The sequence below is a fragment of the Sulfurovum xiamenensis genome (assembly GCF_030347995.1).
Classification (GTDB): domain Bacteria; phylum Campylobacterota; class Campylobacteria; order Campylobacterales; family Sulfurovaceae; genus Sulfurovum; species Sulfurovum xiamenensis.
The window spans coordinates 1-18,442 of record NZ_JAQIBC010000006.1; the positions used below are offsets into that span (position 1 = coordinate 1).

Consider the following 18,442-nt stretch of genomic DNA (forward strand, 5'->3'; position numbering starts at 1 on the left):
AAGCAAGGACAGAAAGTCATGGGTCTTGATGAAAAAGATCGCCAGACTGCACAATAGAATATACCTTTGGACTATTCTACGTAATTCTATACTACACTTTAACGCTTCAATTCTTTTAAAAAATAAAGGGGCTTCCTATGGATTATCGTGTCAAAAACACCATAAAAGATCTATTTCAGTTCTCTTTATTGATACGCATACCACTAACGCTTTATCGTAGCAGAAGCTGCTAAAAGGATTTACATGAAGATATTAAAAAACAAACTGATACTTACTCTGTTCATGCTAGTCATTATAGGGATATCAGCAGTGACATCGTATTATACTTATCTCTCTTATCAAAGATATGTAGCTGCACAAAACAATGCACAGGTTTCTTTATTTATGAAGCATTTTGAGTCTGTCATGAAAAATATTATAGATGAAAGAGTACAAAGTGCTACGTACTTGGTCACACATAATAAAGATGACTTGAGAAAACTCAAAGAGTCAAGAGTTAAGACCGATCAGAATCTCTTGGAATTAGATGCATTTAACAAACAGAATGAGCATTTTACACGTTATCGTACCTATAGTAAACAAGCTACTGAGGCGTTAGAGCTTATTCGTAGAGATGTAGATGATCTGCATGATAACTCTAGCGAAATGTACCATGACAAGGTCTTTATCCCATTATTCACAATCCTGCAAGACGTTACAACGGCTGAACAATCTGAGATAAAGAAAAGCTATCTGATGATGTATCAAAACTATACACTACTTAAAGAGAATACGGTTCAAGAAAATATACTGATCTCCTCTATCTTACTTGGATCCAGAACTATAAGCTACGAAAAGAGAGAACTATGGGAACAGTTTATAGACAAAGATACCTTACCCCAGTTTTATACACTGGCAGACAATGACATAGCATTAAAACTCAGTGAACTGTTTTCGGTTGAAAAGTATAAGAGTATCATGTCTGATGAGCGTGACATGATCTCCTATGAATCGAGATCAGGGAAATACTCTGTCTCTCCTCTTGGTTGGTCAAACCAGATAGATATAAAGATGGATTATTTTAAGAAAGTACAATCCCTACTGCGTGACCAGATCCAAACGATCAATAAAGAAACAATTACACAACAAGGAGAAGTTCTGGCATGGTATGGAGGAGCGACATTACTCCTAGTGCTTGTACTGCTTAAACTTTTCAGTTTATTTTCCAAGATCGAAGATAATACACAGATCTCTGAGGAGACATTAAGAGATATCAAACTGGTATTGAATGAAAACCAACAAAGTGAACTTCAAAGATTGATTCGTAATGGTAAATTTGATCATATCTATCGGTTTTTGCTCAAGACAATTAAAGACGGGAACCAGACCAAAGACCTCTTTCTTGCTAGTATGTCCCATGAGATACGTACCCCTCTCAACGGTATCCTTGGATTTACACAACTGCTCAAAGAGACGGATGTGTCAGAGGAACAAGCTGAGTTTATTTCAGTCATAGAGAAGAGTTCTGAAAACCTTTTGACCATCGTCAATGATATCCTTGACCTTTCCAAGATCAAAGCACAGAAGATAGAACTGGAAGCCATAGAGTTTGATCCTGTAGATGCCTTTGAATCTGCTGTCGAATCTTATGCGGCAAAAGCGGCAGAAAATCATATTGACTTTAATATCTTTTTAGACCCGACACTACCTACGCTACTGATAGGCGATCCTACGAAGATCTCCCAGGTCATCGTGAATCTCGTTAGTAATGCCATCAAATTTACTTCCACGAATGGTGAAGTGAGTGTATCTATCAAGAAGCTTTTTGAAGATGAGAATAAAGTAAACGTCAATTTTGAAGTGTCTGATACAGGTATCGGTCTTACCAAAGAGCAGCAGGGAAAAATATTTGAAGCATTTTCACAGGCAGATGTCAGTACAAGTAGAAAGTACGGAGGGACCGGTCTGGGACTCTCGATATCTGGTAAATTCATAGACCATATGGGAGGAAAATTGAGCATTAGAAGTGTCAAAGATGAAGGCTCTACCTTCTATTTCACCCTGGCACTTCAAAAACCTAAAAGTGCGACAAAAAGAGAAGTGAATGATATGAGTGCCTACACGGTTGGTATTCTGAATTCGCATATCGATACAGAGTATTATATTAACGAAAACCTTGAGACCTATATCGCTTACACCGGAGCCACTATCAAGCGTTATACCGATGATTCACTCTTGGCGTTAAAAGGCACCTCTCAACTCCCTGATATCCTTTTTGTTGATCATAAATTCCGTCAGAGGGATGATGAACTTAAGCCGTTCCTGGACCTTGATACAAAGATCGTTGTGCTGTCAACAGGAGACCAGAAAAAAAATCTAAAGCGATACACATCGCAGATAGATAAGATACTCTATAAGCCTGTGAACTTTACAAAAACACTGCGCATGCTGAATGAGAAAGAGGATAGTTCTGAGACAAAAGAGAATCTTACCTTTAAAAATGTACATGTACTGGTTGCAGAAGATAATAAAATCAACCAAAAGCTGATACTCAATGTACTCGGTCGACTCGGTATAGAGGTCACTATCGCTAATAATGGACAAGAGGCACTTGAACAGCGTATGAAACATGAGTATGATATGATATTCATGGATATCGAAATGCCTGTTATGGGTGGTATGGAAGCAACGGGTCAGATCATCAGCTATGAAAGGAAGAACCATAAATCACATATACCGATCGTTGCATTGACCGCAAACGCACTTGCAGGAGATAGAGAAAAGTATATGAGTGCAGGTATGGACAGCTATCTTTCAAAACCTATAGACCTGGGAGCATTGAATCATCTCTTTGAAACCTATTTTGAGGATAGGATCATCCAGCAAGATGCGTAGTATCTAAAAGTATACGCCCGCAAGTCTACTCTGAATACCTTATACTAAAAGTGTATACGTTACAGTAGACGTTTTGCATAGTATCTCTTCCGGAGTGCCATCAGCTATGATCTTTCCATGGTCAAGAACCAGTATACGATCTGCAAGATGGTAAGAAGCATCGGTATCATGGCTTACCATGATCGTTGTGATACCAAATGTCTTATGTAGCTTCAGTATCTCATCTTGTAATTTAATCCGCATCTTCGGATCAAGGGCAGACAAAGGCTCATCCATCAATAGAAGCTTGGGCTGTTTCATCAACGCACGACAGAGACTGACCCTTTGTTTCTGACCACCACTGATACCTTTTACATTACGGTGTGATAATCTACTCAGTTCTGTCATCTCAAGAAGTCTTTGAGCCAGCGCTTTATCATCATTCACAAAAAGCAAGTTTTCTTCTACATTCATATGATCAAACAGTGCATAGTCCTGAAATATAAACCCTATCTCTCTTTGTTGTGGAGGAAGCTTTTTTTGATCACCTAACCAAACCACATCTTCCACATTGATATCACCTTCTGCATTTTCCAGACCTGCTAAGACTCTAAGAAGCGTTGTTTTACCAGAACCGCTTTCACCCATCAATGCAATGAACTCACCTTTTTGTATCTCTAGAGTGACATCAAGATTCATCTCACCATGAGCACCATGCAGTCTTTTATGTATATCTATCTCTATCATTAAAGTACACCTATTTTACGCTGACTCTGGTTAAAGATATACACTGACAAAAGTACTATAAAACTTATCAAAACCATGAAGGCACTGTATATATGTGCTGTACCATACTCCATCACTTCAACCATCTCATAAATAGCCACTGAAGCAACTTTCGTCTCACCGGGGATGCTTCCCCCAACCATGAGCACTACACCAAACTCACCCACTGTATGTGCAAAAGTAATGATCAGTGCCGTGATAAGTGAAGGTTTGATATTTGGTAATGCAACCCTGAGAACAGTCTGTAACTTACTCTTTCCTGCAAGGTAAGATGCCTCTAGCATATGCTTGTTCAAAGACTCAAACCCACTTTGTAAAGGCTGCACCATAAAAGGAAGTGAGTAAAAACAACTTGCCACAACCAAACCGGTAAAAGAGAAAACCAATTTCACACCAAAAAGGTCTTCAAAAAAAGCTCCCACCGTAGAGTTCGGAGAGAGTACGACTAAAATATAAAACCCCAACACAGAAGGAGGAAGCACGATCGGTAATGCCGTAATGGCTTCTAAAAAAGGTTTTGTCTTTGCAGTGCTTTGAGAGAGGTACCATGCCAAAGGCAGAGAAAGTATAAACAGTATCACTGTGGTCACACCTGCAAGTTTAAATGAAAGGATAAAAGGTGTCAAATCCAGGTTTTCTAACATTTATTCTACCTTATACCCAAAGTTTTGCAATATCTCTTTGCCTTTTGCACTTAAGACAAAATCATAAAAAGCCTTTACTTCAGGATTACTTTCAGCTCTTTTCAAAATGACCATTCCCTGGTCAATAGGAGTGTAAAGGGTCTCATCCACATCACTCCAGTTTACCCCCTCTTTAAAATGTGCCATGCGTGGGCTGAAAAGTGAAGATTTTGCTATAAACCCGATATCTGCTGCAGTAGTTGCATAGGTAACGGTCTGTGAAATGGATTCCCCATAGACAAACTTCTTTTTAACTGCATCATAGAGATGAGCATTTTTCAGAGCTTCTACAGCTGCGACACCATAAGGTGCCGTTTTAGGATTTGCTATGGCTATTTTCTTGATCTTATCATGTGTTAAAAGCATCATACCTTGATCAAACTCCTGCGGATTTACCGACAAGTAAGCCAATGCACCCTGTGCATATACAATCGTTTTTGTAACAGCTATACCCTCTTTATAAAGTACTTCTGGGTATTTCATATTTGCCGACATAAATAGTTCATAAGGTGCACCATTTTTTATCTGGGCCGTAAGTTTTCCAGAGCTCCCGAGGATCACTTCTATGTTTGTCTTTGGATATAACACATTAAAAGCTTTTTTGAGTGATTCTATGGCATAACTAACATTGGCAGCAACAGCGATCTTGATTTCACCTGCTCTTAACAGAGCGAAACTTAGCATCATAACTAATATAATTTTCTTCATAAACATTATTTCCCTATCATAATATCATTGGCTTTGATCATAACGATCACAGAACTTCCTTCGATAATTTCCATCTTTTCTACAACAGATGTAGGCATGACAGATACAATGGTGTCATGATTCCCTATATCCACCACTGTTTTAGTATTCTCTACATCTCTATCTATCTTTCTGACGATACCTTCAAGACTATTCTCGTTACTTTTGTCCTCTGCCTTCTTAGATAAGATCACCGTACTGGATTTAAAGATCGCTATCACCGTTTGATGTTCCTCGATATGCAAATCTTCGACTGCTTCTTTGGTGATCACAGAAAGCAGTTCTTTCCCGCTTTTTAGTTTTAAAAGTATTTTTGCATTGACATTTTGAGAATCTACGGAAACGACCTCTGCTTGTATCTGATTACGTGCAGAAATTTGCATAGCTAATCTTCCAATGGTCTTAAATGCACCACTCTGGATATCTGTCAGTTCTGATAGCTTTTCCAAAAAACGTCTGTGCTCTTCTTTGAGAACTCCATAGTTTTTTAAGAGTTGTTGACCATACGCTGTGATCGTCGTACCGCCACCATCTCTGCCTCCTGTCTCTCTGTATACGATCGGTTCAGGTGAAAGTGCATTCATGCTATCTACTGCTTCCCAGGCACTTTTGTAACTCATAGGTACAGCTTTTGCCGCTTTAGAAATGGATCCATGTTCTTCAATGGCATGAAGCAGTTCTATACGTTTCTCAAGCAAAAAAGGTTTACCTAACATTTCTAATGTAAGTTTTGATGAAAGTTCCATCTCTTTCCTTATATACTCATATATACAACGAGGATTATAGCGTTATATACTTAAATATATAAAGAGGACCAACTCTATATATTAAGAATGTATCCTTGATAATGGATGTAGATATTCGGTGTCACATAGTGAAGGAGAGAGGCACCCACTCCGATGCTTTTAAAGATCGAAGTGAGTGGATACTTTAGTATATCTTTTCGTTTGATTTGTCTTTGCTATCTCCATAGAGTCCACCTGCGACAGCACCTATAGCAGCAGCTGTCGCAACGGATCTTCCGGAACCACCGACCAATGCAGTTACACCTGCAGCACCTATCAGCGCACCTTTTTGCGCTTCAGGACCTGGCTGTGCACATCCAGTTATGAATCTTTATACGTTAACATTTATTATTGTATCCATTCCATCCGTGCTAATAATCCTGCAGTTGTCATATACCCTACTTCTGTAAACCTCAACTTACCTTTAGCATCATAAATGAATGTCGTAGGAAATACTTCTATTTTAAACGCCTTTGACCAAACACCCTCTGTATCATTGAGCACTTTGAAACTCAATCCATTCTCTTGCATATAGGCTTGTACATTTGCATTACTCCCTGAATTGATAGCAATCGTTAATACTTCATACTCTTTTGATACGACTTCTATATTGGAGGCTTCAAGTTTACAAACAGGACAGGAGATAGCCCAAAAGTGGATAAGTAACGGTTTCCCATTTTCAGTACTAAAAGTACTGCCGTCTATAAGCCTTTCTTTTATCTGTGGCAACTGGTTTGATCCCAGATCAGGAGCACGAATATAACTGATGAGTTGACTCACTATAACCAATAGTACCAAGGCTATAGTGATCTCTTTGATGGTAGATCTTATCTTCTCTTTATTCATATCTTTAACCTTTTGAGTGTACGTTCAAGCACTCCTATATAGCTTCCACCGTATAGTGCAACATGTACCAAAAGCGGGTATAGCTGATAGATCAGTACTTTGCTTTCATAAAAATCGTCACTTAAAGGGTGTATCTCCTGATAGGTATTGAAGAACAACTCTCCAAACGTACCAAAGAGCCGTATGAAAGCCAGTTCCATCTCTTTGTCCCCATAGTAGATGGCAGGATCAATGAGACAAGCCCCCTCTCTCTCAAAAAGCACATTCCCGCTCCAGACATCACCATGCAGCAGCGAAGGGTAAATAGTACGCATATCTATCCGCTTGTAGAGATCTCGACACAGTACCTCTAATCGATCAACCATCTCTTTTGGTATTTTCCCTTTATCATAGCAGTGACGTGCCATCGGCATAATACGCATCTGTCCCAGGAAAAGTGTCCAATTGTATTGGGTTTGCTCATTCTTTTGGAAGAAAGGACCGATGGTCGTATCGTAATAATAGCCATACATACGGCTTTCATTGGTTTTTGAGTGCAATCTGCCTAAAAGCTTAGCCGCTTCTATCTCTTGTGTAGTTCTGTCTTGATCCATGGTTTGAATATGTTCAAGTACCAAAAAAGACCCTTTAGAGAGGATCACATTTGGCACACGTATCTTAGCTTCATACAGATCCTTAAGCATATGTGCTTCGATGGCCAGTTTTTCTTTCTCTTCAGAAGTCTTTACCACGTATCTTTGATCTTCGACTCTAGCCATGTAGATATCACCTATCTGACCTTGTTGAAGCAACAATAAACGCTTGACATCCTGGCCTAATGCTTCACTGAGTTCTTCTTGCACCTAAATGTCCAGATCATCCCAAAATTCATCAAAGTCCAGGTTCGTCATCGCATTCTCATCGAAAAGATTTTTCTCCATGAGCTTCTGCTGCTGAGATTCGAAGTACTCTTCCAGTGCCTCTTCGAGCATTGTGTTGATGTCTTTTCCCAGTATCTCTGAAAAACTTTTGAGGTTTTCCACCGTGGTGTGTTTGAGTTCTATTTTTATATCTTTTTCCATAGTTGTATTTTACTGTAAGAACTCTGTTTTCTTCTTTTTACAAGGAGTACGAATATTTTGCTATACTGACAAGAGTAGAACTATAGATACAAAGGGATAGTGTGAGCGCAAAAAAATTGATAGAAGAAGCACACAAAATACTTGGAGAATATACGCTAAGCAGTGACCATTATTCTGCAGGATCTGTTGCTGCTGCACTTTTAACAAGTCAGGGAAATGTCTACACGGGGATCAATATCGATATCGCCTGTGGTATTGGATTTTGTGCAGAACATTCTGCCATTGCAGAGATGTTGAAAAACAGAGAGACACAGATAGAAATGATCGTTGCGGTCAGTGCTGACTCCATCAGACCGCCATGCGGACGATGCAGAGAACTCTTATATCAGGTCGATGCGAAGAACATCCATACCAAAGTTTATCTCTCTGAAGAGCACTATATGAGCCTGGATGAACTCTTGCCTCACCGTTGGAAACCAAGAGCAGGATAAGATAGTGGTTATGGTACCAAGAAAGCATAAGTAGAACAACATATGGAACTTACAGATACAAATTATGAAAAGATCATAAAGAACAATAAAATACCGGTCTTGATAGACTTCTACTCACCGACCTGCGGGCCTTGTCAAATGCTCACTCAACTCATAGATGAGAGACTGGAAAAGTATGGAGAAGAGAATGGGGTGAAGGTGGTGAAGTGTAATGTATCAAACAATCCCAAACTCGCATCTGCATTCAAAATACGTTCTGTACCCTTTACCATTGTAGTACTCAAAGATGAAAAACTCAAATACCCCGAAATAGGACTCAAGCACGAAACATACTATTTTGAACTCATAGACAAACTCTCAGGCAAAGGATCATTCTTCAGTAGGCTCTTTACCTAAACTATTTTGGAAGCGGTACTTGTTCCAAAATAATATCGATGATCCCCTCTGCGGTTCTTTTATTCTGGAGGGCATGTTCACTGATGACCAAGCGGTGATGAAATACATCGTGAATGACGGATTGTACATCTTGCACTGTCATTTCATCTCTGCCATGCATCCATGCATTGGCCTGTGCACATTGTGTCAGTGCCAGGGTTGCACGCGGGCTTACCCCGACATCGATCATCACATCAAGCTGTTTACTATATCTGAGCGGATAGCGTGTCGCAAATACAAGATCTACCATATAATGCCCAAGGGCATTACTGAACTTCACTTTTGCCACCTCACGGCGCGCAGCAAAGATCATCTCCTGAGAGATCTTTGCCTGAGGTGCAGGTTCACTGAACCTCTCCTCTTGTATCATTTTGATCATTTCAAACTCTGCATCCATCTTCGCATAATCGATCTTCACATGCATGAAAAAACGGTCTTTCTGTGCCTCTGACAAAGGGAAAGTCCCCTCTTGTTCCAAAGGGTTCTGTGTAGCCATCACGATAAAGAGTTCAGGAAGTTTATAGGTTTTACCTGCCACAGTCACCTGACGTTCTTCCATCGCTTCAAGCATGGCCGATTGTATTTTGGCCGGGGCACGGTTGATCTCATCTGCCAGGATAATATTTCCGAAGATCGGGCCCGGGTGAAAATGGAATGTCTGTTTACCCTTCTCTTCCTGTAACAATTGAGACCCTATGACATCTGAAGGCAGAAGATCAGGCGTGAACTGTATACGTGAAAATTTACCTTCTATCGCATCTGCCATCGCACGTACAGCTCTGGTCTTAGCCAGTCCTGGCAACCCTTCTACAAGTATATTACCATCAGCAAGCAAGCCCATGATTAACCTCGAAACGATATGCTCCTGTCCTAAAACAGCTGCATTCATTCTATCTTCTAATATTGTAATGGCTTCTCTTGCCGTCATATTTATCCTTCTCTCTCATTCTTCATCATCTCATACCCCTTCTCTACTTTCCAAATAGATAGATCAGATCGGGATAAAAGATGATAATCAACAGTGCTAAAAGCTGTAATCCTATAAATGGTATGACACCCTTGTATATAGCTCCTGTACTTACTTTATCACCTGCAGCACCCTTGAGGTAAAAAAGTGCAAAACCAAATGGAGGCGTCAAAAATGATGCCTGCAGGTTCATCGCTATAAGTATGGCAAACCATACAGGATCTATACCCAAAGATGCCACGATAGGCACCAAAATAGGCACAACCACAAAAGCGATCTCAATGAAATCGATAAAGAAGCCCAGTAGAAAAATAACCAGCATGGCTATAAGAATGAACATCCATTGGTCATCCATGTCTCCCAATCCCCCTTCAGATGAAAAGAATGCCATCGCCATATCTCCGCCACCCAGCTCGTTGAATACCAATGAAAAGGCTGTTGCCCCGATGAGTATCATAAAGATCATTGCCGTGAGCTTGACTGTCTCTATCGCTGCATAACGCAGCGTTTCATAAGAGAAGTTTCTTTTACCCCACGCCAATATTATCGCACCCAAAACACCTATGGCCGCTGATTCTGAAGGTGATGCAATACCCGCAAAAATGGAACCTAGCACTACACCTATAAGCAATAAAGGAGGAATGATCTCTTTCAATGCTTCTTGAAACACTTCACCATATGCTTCCTCTGAGACAATAGCAGGTGCAATCTCTTTATTCAAGTATGAGATAAAAAGAATGTAGATGATATATAGACCGATCAGTAAAACCCCTGGTACTACAGCCGCACGGAACAGGTCGCCCACAGAGAGATGCATTTGATCGCCCAAAATGATGAGAATGATAGAAGGAGGAATAAGCTGTCCCAGTGTACCACTCGCAGCAATAGAACCAGAAGCCAATGCTGGTGAATAATGATGTTGCAGCATCAAAGGAAGCGCGATCAAACTCATCATCACCACGGATGCACCGACGATGCCAGTACTTGCAGCAAGTATAGCTCCCACCAACACTACAGAGATCGCCAGACCGCCCCTGATCGACCCAAAGAGTTTACCCATAGAGAGCAGCAGACCCTCTGCCATCTTGGATTTTTCCAGTATCAACCCCATAAAGATGAAGAGGGGAACAGCCATCAGTGTAGCATTACTCATGATACCATAGGTTCGGTAAGGCAGCATCTCAAGTACGCTCAAGCCTACTTCATTGGAGATAGTGGCAAAAAGTAGTGCCACTCCGGCAAATACAAAAGCGACTTGAAAACCAGCCATCAACAGAAACAGTGTCAAAGCGAACATCAGAAGTATAGGATCGAACCAATAGGCCATATCATAGTGGTCTGCCGTATAGACAAGTCCGCCAAGAGCCATGACGATGCCTAAAACACGTAGCAATGTTTTTTTACTCTCCAGTCTGCCAAAAGCTTTCAGCACTTCGCTCAGTGCCTGTAGCATAAGCAATACGAAGGAGAGGACCAATACTCCTTTGATCAGGTAACGATGCGTCAATCCGCCCGGATCACTTGATATCTCATGTTGCAGATAACTCTGCATCAGCATATCGATGGCATCAGACAAAAAAACCAGAGAAAAAGGAATCACCAAAAGCAGCATCGAGAGTATCTGTACAATACCCCTGCCCTCTTTGCTGTAACGTTCAAAAAAGATATCTACCCTTACATGTTTGTCATGTTTGAGCGCATACGTCAATCCCAGTAGGAATATCACATCAAATAGATGCCATTCCACTTCCTGAAGTGCGATCGAACCTTCTGAAAAAAGGTAACGCATCACTGCATCGTACGCTACCAACAAAGAGAGCAGTACCACTAGAAATGCCGCTATAGATCCTGCATATTTAGAGATACGATCCAGATAGAAGGAAGATTGTAGGTACATTAAGGTGTCCCTTTGTCATATTTTTTTTAAATTTTATCTTTTTTGTGATGAGGGGTTGCTTGAGTGAATTATCCATCATAGGAGAAGATTACATGCTATAATAAGAAATGTTCAAATATCAGGAAAGCAAATGAGAGAGAAAGAAAAAAAGCATCTGCTTGATGATTCTATCTTTAAAGCACTTGAGACAAAAAGTATGGAAGAACTTGATGCCTATTTTATTCCCAATCTATCACCCATTGATGCACTTCGTGTCATTCTATATAAATTTCTTCTCTCTATACTCTTTTATAAAGAACGTATCATTGCATATGATGAGGAAGAGGACCTGCATCAACTCAGGGTCAATATCAGAAAATCCAGGGCTTTTTTAAAAGAATTCAGCTTTCTCTTTCCCGAAGACCAATTTACATACTTCTATCAACACCTGAGCGATCTTGCCACACAGACGAACCGGAAACGTGACCTGGATGTCATCAAAGAACGTTTAAAAGAGGTAGATACAGATCATGATGTGATTCAAAAAGACATTCAAGCACAACAAGAACACGAACAACATTTGATAGAAGAGATGTTAAAAGGAAAGATATTTGAAGATTTTATACATACGTACCAACTTGTTCTGCAAAGTGAAACTCTTCATACGCCTGAAAATGTAATGGGGACCATAGAGGAAACAGCCAGAGAAGTAATAAAAGATCTACACCGGAAGATCATACAAAGGATCAATGCTTTAGAAAAGCACTTTAGTGATAAAAAACTCCATAAGATCAGGATATCACTGAAAAAACTCCGTTATCTCCTTGAAGAGTTCCAACATATCTTTGGGGAAAAAAAGATCGAAAAGATGATCGAAAAAGGTAAAAAACTGCAAACAATACTTGGAGATTTCAATGATATGGTGAATCAGAACACACTGCTACACGATTATTTTAACACGAAGAAAAAAAGTATATCGCAGTGCCGGGAACTAGAAAAGAGACTTCTAGGTAAAACATCCAAGAAGCAAAAGAAATTACTGCATAAAGCTCAAAAAAAGCTGCATAAGTTTAAAAAACATGCTATCGAACTCTAAGCTATTTCCAGTAAGTATCCAGTCTAACATTCCACCCTTTTCTCCAACGCTCTTCGCCACGTTCAGGGGGAGAATTTTTGATACGTCTGCTTAACATCGATTTGGCAGATTCGGCAAATGCTTTCAATCTGTTCGGTTCTTCAGGATCCATATGTTCAAGCACCTGGAGAAGTCCCCATCCCTGACCTTTGTAACGTTCACTTTTGAGTGTCCCTTCACCTTTAAAGTTTGTATAGTCCAAAAGGACATACAGACCTCTTTCGTTGACTGAGCCATCTTTGTTGTGCATCACTTCATAAAACCGTTCTTTGATATATTCCTGCTTTTCAGGGTTCTCAATCGCTTCTAGCATTTGAGGCAAGGCTTCACTTAAACGATGCGCCATAAACGCTGACTGTTCTGGCATGGTGGTTTTAAGAAATGTAAACAACTCTACATACTTTTTACTCTGTGTCCTCTTTGCCTCGTAAAATGCTTCTTTGGTATCCCACGGCAGGGGTGTTTTGGAGTTAAGCCACTCTGGCATCACGACACCCCTCTCTTCCATAAAGGCTAGTACCATCGGGAACACCTCTCTGAAACGTTCTGTATGCCCTTTAGAAAACCAGATAAAGTGTCCTATCCCTACAGAGGCAAAAGCTTCACCCTCATTCCAATGTACCAGATACTTGTCAAGCCCTGCACCTTCATTTTGCCATACTTTCTGTGCAATGTAATTGGCTTGTTTCTCTGTGAGCTTGAGATCTGCGGCAAAAAGTGTCGAGGACAATAGCGATAATGATAAAATAAAATATAAAATTCTTCTCATACATACTCCGTTAATCATTTCAATGTAAAATTCCATTATACTATATAATATGGGGAGTTATCAATGCTTACTAGTAAAACACTTATTACTACACTATTGGTATCATTATGTACCAGTTATCTCACAGCTCAAACGAAGAGTGTTGATCTTGATGAGATAGATGGAAACTGGCACTTACGCACGATGGATGGTAAAGAAGTACGAAAGGCAAGAGCCATTTTGGATTTTGATGCAAAGCACATGAGATTGAGCGGATTTGATGGATGTAACCCTATCTCAGGTGAATTAAAAAAAAGTGCTGACACACGTATCTTTTCAAAACTTTCTACAACACCCAGTGAATGCAGACAGTCTATACACCGCTACGTGCGTAAACGATTACATAAAACCGTGAAAGAAGGTTTTACGGTTACCAAAGCCAAGCAAAATGGTGTTGAGGGCATCCTCATAAAGAGTGCAAGCCATGAGCTATTTTTAAAATGGATGAGCTCCTAAGCGCTTAGACGAAGCTCGGTGCATCATTCGCAAAGAGTATCAGGTCTCCTGGACGTGTTTGTTCTACAAGCATCGCTTCCATCTCGCTTTTACTAACAAGTTTTACTAATTTGTCAGGATCTACATACTCTTTAAATATCGCATAGTTCAAATCTCCTGTCACCACGACGACATCAAACACTTCATTGGCTCTTTGTGCCACTTGAACATTCAGATCATCATCCACTTCAACAAGTCCTGGAGTGATCACTACTTTACGTCCTTCGTAGGTAGTTGCCAGATCAAAAGAGGCTATCATACCATCGATATTTCCGTTGAAACTGTCATCAAGGATCACTTTTCCGCCGGCATCGATACGCTGTAGTCTATGATCAACCGCTTTGAGTGTAGAAAGGCCTTCTTGTATCTGCTCATCACTGAGGCCCAGTTCTTTGGCTACAAGTACTGCTGCTGCTAAATTCATCGCGTTAAATGCCCCAAGGATACTTGCAGAGTACTTTACCCCATTCAGTGTAAAACTTGTACTGTCCAGTGTTGCCTGGACATCTTCTACGATATACTCAGGAGCAGCTTCTTTGGTTCGTATGTCCAAATTCTCTTTCGTACCGAAAGTATGTACATTTGACTCGGGTTTGACTCTGGCACTTTCATGTACCCACGCCTCTTTGAGCCTCTCTGTTTTGAGTATCTCCATCTTTGTGTTACGGATGTTTTCCATCGTTTTAAAGTACTCTATATGCGCAGGGCCTATCTTACCCACTACCACATAATGAGGGTTTACAAAAGTACTGATCTCGCCTATATCACCTTCACCTCTTGCACCCATCTCAACCACATAGACTTCTGTGTCGTTAGGAAGGTCATCATTGATATCTTTCATGATACCGCCAAGTGTATTTACAGAACGCGGTGTGGCATAGGTTTTGTACTTGGCTTTGAGTAAATGCTCTATATAGTTTTTGATGCTTGTCTTCCCGTAACTGGCAGTAATACCTACCACAATGAGATCTTCCATCGCTTCTATCTTCTTTTGTGCTTTTACTTTAAATCCGTTAAAAAGCATCTTTTCGATGAGCATGGAAACAAAATAGGCTAAAAAGAGTGGTAAAACTACGGCAAAATGTTTAAATACTACAGCGATGAAAAGTGCAAAAAGAATCAGCGTCGCGTAAAAACGCTTCACTCTTCCAGTAAATACCAAAGGTTTATCCAATCCTCTATACCACTGGAACAGTAGTGCCAGATAGGCAATAACCACAACAAAACCATAATTTACCATACCATCCACAAAAGCATAGAGTGCGAACGGTACAAGGAAATAGACAAAGTGCCACCAGGTTTTCGTATGGTGGAACAGTACACGGTTCAGCTTATAGCTGTACCACTGCAGGTTGGTAATAAAATAGTAGCCTATCGCTACAATAAAAAGTGCATAAAAAATAGAGTTCAGTAGTATCATGTTGTGATCTCCTTACAGTGTTCAGTGATCGCTTTAGCGATAAAATCTTTGTGTGTCAAGAAAAAATAATGGTCTCCATCCAGCGGATAAAACACACTGTTCTTTATGAGTCCTGCGATCTTCTCACCTGAATAAAGCGGTGTTGCCGTATCTTCTTTCCCCCAAAAACAGAGCGCTTTGCTTTGACTCTTTGCAAACTCTGCTTCAAAATCTTCATCCACGACATTTTTAAAGGTCTCATACATCTCATGGCTCATACCCTGTGCATCAGGGGCCACAAAAAGTTCACGTATCTTCTTCATACCCAAAGGCTTGAGAAGTTTAAAGGTAGCGATCTTTACTTTTACAGACCAAGGCTTCACCGTCACAATACCTGCTGAGGAGAGAAGGACCAAACATGGGGTCTTCAAGAGTGTAGCAACTTTCCCGCCAAAAGAGTGCCCCATGGCTATGGTAGCTCTGACGCCTAACGCATCTAAAAAAAGTTGTACGATATGTGCATAGTCAGCGGTAGTCAATATCATTTCATTGCTACTCTTGCCAAAACCCGGCATGTCCAAGTAGATATGTTTGTAGTCAGGTAATGTAGTAGCAAAGGCCTGTTTCATGATCTCTTTATTGCTTCCCCATCCGTGAAGTACAAGAAGTACCTTATCCTGTGCAGGGTTCACTAATTCATAGGCGAGTTTAAAAGTCTGTTCCTTGTAGCGTATCTCTTTAGATGCCATGTTTCACCGTTCTTAAAAAATTGATTTATTCTAACATAAAGCTACTATTCATTGGCTTCAGATAGAGTATAGTATCACTTTTAATTTACGGAACACACCCTTCAGTGATCTCTTTTCGTGTGGATTTTAGAATAGCTTGCATCTGAGCATCATCCGTCTCAGCCTTTCTGATCATGCTCATAGCCTCTTCAGGTCTGCCCATTGTGCATAAAAGGTCGGCCAAATTGTTCAGTGCCATAGTGTGTGTCGGTTCAAGAGACAAGAGCTTACGGTAGCCTTGTTCCGCTTTAGTGAACTGATGTGTATGATAATAGGCATTGGCCAGTGCAAAATAGGTATCAATATTTTTTGGCCAACGCAGCAACGCGGACCTGTAAGCGATGATGGCCTCATCCCTCATACCTGTTTTTTCAAGATCATAAGCAGCACGCAAGAACTCTTTTGGCGAAGCTGATACCGGCAGTTTTCCAGGCGGCAGAAGTACAACGCCCCAGTTACCGCCCCGTTTCCAGAGTTCCGTAAATGTAGAGATGGGCATTGCTTCATTCGGACTATCCGAATAATGCATCAAAACGGTTTTATTCTTTTTATCATATCCAGTTACAGGTGCATAATGCCAGAGCGGATACCATGAGTAACCACGGTTCACCAATACAATAACAGGATGTTCTTGCTCCAGTTCTCTAAGAAGTGCATCAAACGTCGGTTCCAAAGGATAGACGAGAAGACCATTGGCCCGTGCGGTGGATACAAGTTCTACCTGAAGTGTACCGCCTTTTTCGGGAATGAATGTCCGTTTATCCAGTTCATTCCGAGATAAACGGGGAACATAAGATGTTGTGGTCTGCCAATAAGAGGAGACCATCTCAATGGCTGTAGCACCGCAAAGATCAGAACGCGGAGACACAAAAGGAACTTTTATAGTTGAAGAAGTATGGTACTTACCCAAAGGTGAAGGCTCTTTGGGTGTACAACCGCTGAGTAATATCCAGGCGGAGCATACAAACAGTAAGGAGAGATAGCTGTTTGATCTCACATTAACGGACAGAACGGGTAAAGTCAAATACTTTTGTAAACCCTAGAATATCCGTGATCACCAAAAGCACAAAAACAAAAACCACTGCACCGATCAATGAACCCACTGCACTGCTTCCAGCCGGCATTGTGTCGATCTTATGAGCGATCTGTGATGCCTCTTCATCCGTCATTGATGCAACTCTCTTTTGGATCATTTTCGGATCAACATCCATCTGTTCCAATATTTTGGCTACATCGTTACGTGCAGTAAACTGCATGACCTTCTCTTTTGGAGACAGTGTTACCGGGTGCTCAAAAAGTGCTTCTGTGGAAGCCATCTGTGCCCATGATGTTTGAGTCAGCAGTAAGATGCTTAAGATAACAGACAAGAAAAGTTTTGAAATACGCATAATAATCCTCTTTAGTATGAATTTTGATATTTTGTAGATTCTAATTTTATTCATGTTAAATGCACCTTAATATTTTCATACTGAAAAGGATAGATAAGTGTCAGTTCTTTATAGTGTATCTCTTTGAAATACCATGTTTCATTATACATTTTGAATTGAATGATTTTAATCTAAAGCGGGGGGGAGTATCTTTAGAAGTCTTATTATTAAACCTGTACTTATTAAAGAGATAGACTATAGATACCTATAGTCTGTACTCTGTAGCGCACTTTCTACTGTGCACCGTTCTCAACAGAATCAATCTCTTCAATAAACTGCTCGATATAGAAAGTAACAAGATTTGATATATCTTCTGGTGTCTTATTTAAATAGTGCTGTTTAAGAGGTAGTTTTTGTTTCATTACATGTGTCCCACCAGCCGCATATTTCATCTCTATATAAGGATCTCCAGAAACATCACACGTCTCTGATGTTGTTGCTACTTCAGGTATACAATATTCAAGCTCAATGTCTGGATTGGCCATTGCATTATGCACGAGTTCTATAACTTTTTCCAGTTTCTTGTTATTTTCTTGTTTTTCTATTTCAGTTTTTTCTGGATTATTCACAAGTGACAGAAGGTTTTCTAGTTTCTCTTTCACTTCTTTTATCAGTACAGTTTCATCCGGATCATTCAGAAGTGCTACAATGTCTTCCAGTTTATCTTTATATACTTTTTCCATTACTACTTCTCCTAGAATTATATAGCTCACCATTGTCAATGATCAGCATACAGTATTACTATGATCAAGATACGAATCTAGAGTCATATCTCATCACACCTCTAGCCCATTTCTAGATTGTATCACAAAAACTTAAATTATTAAAATAAAAAATACAAATAAAGTATGATAAATTTT

Annotated in this window: 20 protein-coding genes; 5 read left to right on the top strand and 15 right to left on the bottom strand. The window is 40.2% G+C overall.

The annotated features are described in order from the left end of the window. Positions 1 to 243: 243 nt before the first annotated feature. Positions 244 to 2,874 (top strand): hybrid sensor histidine kinase/response regulator, encoded by a 2,631-nt coding sequence (locus tag PF327_RS08430; protein ID WP_289402139.1) that lies wholly within the window; start codon positions 244 to 246, stop codon positions 2,872 to 2,874. A gap of 39 nt (positions 2,875 to 2,913) precedes the next feature. On the opposite strand, the gene PF327_RS08435 is transcribed toward PF327_RS08430, so the two are convergent. The 7 genes from PF327_RS08435 to PF327_RS08465 form a co-directional block, all read right to left on the bottom strand. Continuing rightward, a complete protein-coding gene (locus PF327_RS08435; protein WP_289402140.1) occupies positions 2,914 to 3,600 on the bottom strand; it encodes an ABC transporter ATP-binding protein in 687 nt (228 codons plus the stop codon). Beyond that, positions 3,600 to 4,283 carry a molybdate ABC transporter permease subunit gene (gene modB / locus PF327_RS08440; protein ID WP_008241904.1) on the bottom strand — a complete coding sequence of 228 codons (684 nt, stop codon included), beginning with the start codon at positions 4,281 to 4,283 and terminating at the stop codon, positions 3,600 to 3,602. Before modB ends, PF327_RS08435 begins: the two co-directional genes overlap by 1 nt. Further along, entirely contained in the window at positions 4,284 to 5,030 is a 747-nt protein-coding gene (modA, locus tag PF327_RS08445; RefSeq protein ID WP_289402142.1) for a molybdate ABC transporter substrate-binding protein, read from the bottom strand. Between the two features lie 5 nt (positions 5,031 to 5,035). Continuing rightward, the gene (locus PF327_RS08450) at positions 5,036 to 5,815 is read right to left on the bottom strand and encodes a TOBE domain-containing protein (RefSeq protein ID WP_289402144.1); all 780 of its coding nucleotides are present in this window, start codon (positions 5,813 to 5,815) and stop codon (positions 5,036 to 5,038) included. A gap of 387 nt (positions 5,816 to 6,202) precedes the next feature. Next, positions 6,203 to 6,700 (bottom strand): redoxin domain-containing protein, encoded by a 498-nt coding sequence (locus PF327_RS08455; RefSeq protein ID WP_289402145.1) that lies wholly within the window; start codon positions 6,698 to 6,700, stop codon positions 6,203 to 6,205. Then, positions 6,697 to 7,542, bottom strand: coding sequence for a fructosamine kinase family protein (locus PF327_RS08460; protein WP_289402146.1), 846 nt, complete (start codon positions 7,540 to 7,542; stop codon positions 6,697 to 6,699). Before PF327_RS08460 ends, PF327_RS08455 begins: the two co-directional genes overlap by 4 nt. Next, a complete protein-coding gene (locus PF327_RS08465; protein ID WP_223897096.1) occupies positions 7,543 to 7,761 on the bottom strand; it encodes a hypothetical protein in 219 nt (72 codons plus the stop codon). A 101-nt stretch (positions 7,762 to 7,862) separates the two neighbouring features. Between PF327_RS08465 and PF327_RS08470 the strand changes: the two genes are divergently transcribed. Both PF327_RS08470 and PF327_RS08475 read left to right on the top strand, forming a co-directional pair. Further along, positions 7,863 to 8,252, top strand: coding sequence for a cytidine deaminase family protein (locus PF327_RS08470; protein WP_289402147.1), 390 nt, complete (start codon positions 7,863 to 7,865; stop codon positions 8,250 to 8,252). Between the two features lie 42 nt (positions 8,253 to 8,294). Next, positions 8,295 to 8,648 (top strand): thioredoxin family protein, encoded by a 354-nt coding sequence (locus tag PF327_RS08475; RefSeq protein WP_289402148.1) that lies wholly within the window; start codon positions 8,295 to 8,297, stop codon positions 8,646 to 8,648. Between the two features lies 1 nt (position 8,649). On the opposite strand, the gene PF327_RS08480 is transcribed toward PF327_RS08475, so the two are convergent. Beyond that, positions 8,650 to 9,615 carry an AAA family ATPase gene (locus PF327_RS08480; protein ID WP_289402150.1) on the bottom strand — a complete coding sequence of 322 codons (966 nt, stop codon included), beginning with the start codon at positions 9,613 to 9,615 and terminating at the stop codon, positions 8,650 to 8,652. A 43-nt stretch (positions 9,616 to 9,658) separates the two neighbouring features. Beyond that, positions 9,659 to 11,551 carry a TRAP transporter large permease subunit gene (locus tag PF327_RS08485; protein ID WP_353049171.1) on the bottom strand — a complete coding sequence of 631 codons (1,893 nt, stop codon included), beginning with the start codon at positions 11,549 to 11,551 and terminating at the stop codon, positions 9,659 to 9,661. A 130-nt stretch (positions 11,552 to 11,681) separates the two neighbouring features. Between PF327_RS08485 and PF327_RS08495 the strand changes: the two genes are divergently transcribed. Continuing rightward, the gene (locus PF327_RS08495) at positions 11,682 to 12,626 is read left to right on the top strand and encodes a CHAD domain-containing protein (protein WP_289402151.1); all 945 of its coding nucleotides are present in this window, start codon (positions 11,682 to 11,684) and stop codon (positions 12,624 to 12,626) included. 1 nt (position 12,627) lies between these two features. Here PF327_RS08495 and PF327_RS08500 read toward each other — a convergent pair whose 3' ends face one another. After that, positions 12,628 to 13,434: a hypothetical protein gene (locus PF327_RS08500; RefSeq protein ID WP_289402152.1), complete on the bottom strand. Its 807-nt coding sequence runs from the start codon at positions 13,432 to 13,434 to the stop codon at positions 12,628 to 12,630. A 63-nt stretch (positions 13,435 to 13,497) separates the two neighbouring features. Here PF327_RS08500 and PF327_RS08505 point away from each other — a divergent pair, with 63 nt between their 5' ends. Beyond that, complete coding sequence (locus tag PF327_RS08505; RefSeq protein ID WP_008241876.1) at positions 13,498 to 13,929, top strand: META domain-containing protein; 432 nt, start codon at positions 13,498 to 13,500, stop codon at positions 13,927 to 13,929. A gap of 4 nt (positions 13,930 to 13,933) precedes the next feature. Here the strand turns inward: PF327_RS08505 and PF327_RS08510 are convergent, their stop codons facing one another. From PF327_RS08510 to PF327_RS08530, 5 genes are all read right to left on the bottom strand, one after another. Next, on the bottom strand, positions 13,934 to 15,388 hold the full coding sequence (locus PF327_RS08510) for a Mur ligase family protein (RefSeq protein ID WP_289402153.1): 1,455 nt from the start codon (positions 15,386 to 15,388) through the stop codon (positions 13,934 to 13,936). Then, the gene (estV, locus tag PF327_RS08515) at positions 15,385 to 16,116 is read right to left on the bottom strand and encodes an EstV family lipase (protein WP_289402154.1); all 732 of its coding nucleotides are present in this window, start codon (positions 16,114 to 16,116) and stop codon (positions 15,385 to 15,387) included. Before estV ends, PF327_RS08510 begins: the two co-directional genes overlap by 4 nt. An 85-nt stretch (positions 16,117 to 16,201) precedes the next feature. Further along, the gene (locus PF327_RS08520; RefSeq protein WP_289402155.1) at positions 16,202 to 17,179 is read right to left on the bottom strand and encodes a PA2778 family cysteine peptidase; all 978 of its coding nucleotides are present in this window, start codon (positions 17,177 to 17,179) and stop codon (positions 16,202 to 16,204) included. Continuing rightward, the gene (locus tag PF327_RS08525; RefSeq protein WP_289402156.1) at positions 17,154 to 17,543 is read right to left on the bottom strand and encodes a PA2779 family protein; all 390 of its coding nucleotides are present in this window, start codon (positions 17,541 to 17,543) and stop codon (positions 17,154 to 17,156) included. Before PF327_RS08525 ends, PF327_RS08520 begins: the two co-directional genes overlap by 26 nt. A 272-nt stretch (positions 17,544 to 17,815) precedes the next feature. Continuing rightward, positions 17,816 to 18,265 carry a hypothetical protein gene (locus tag PF327_RS08530; RefSeq protein WP_008241867.1) on the bottom strand — a complete coding sequence of 150 codons (450 nt, stop codon included), beginning with the start codon at positions 18,263 to 18,265 and terminating at the stop codon, positions 17,816 to 17,818. Between the last annotated feature and the right edge of the window lie 177 nt (positions 18,266 to 18,442).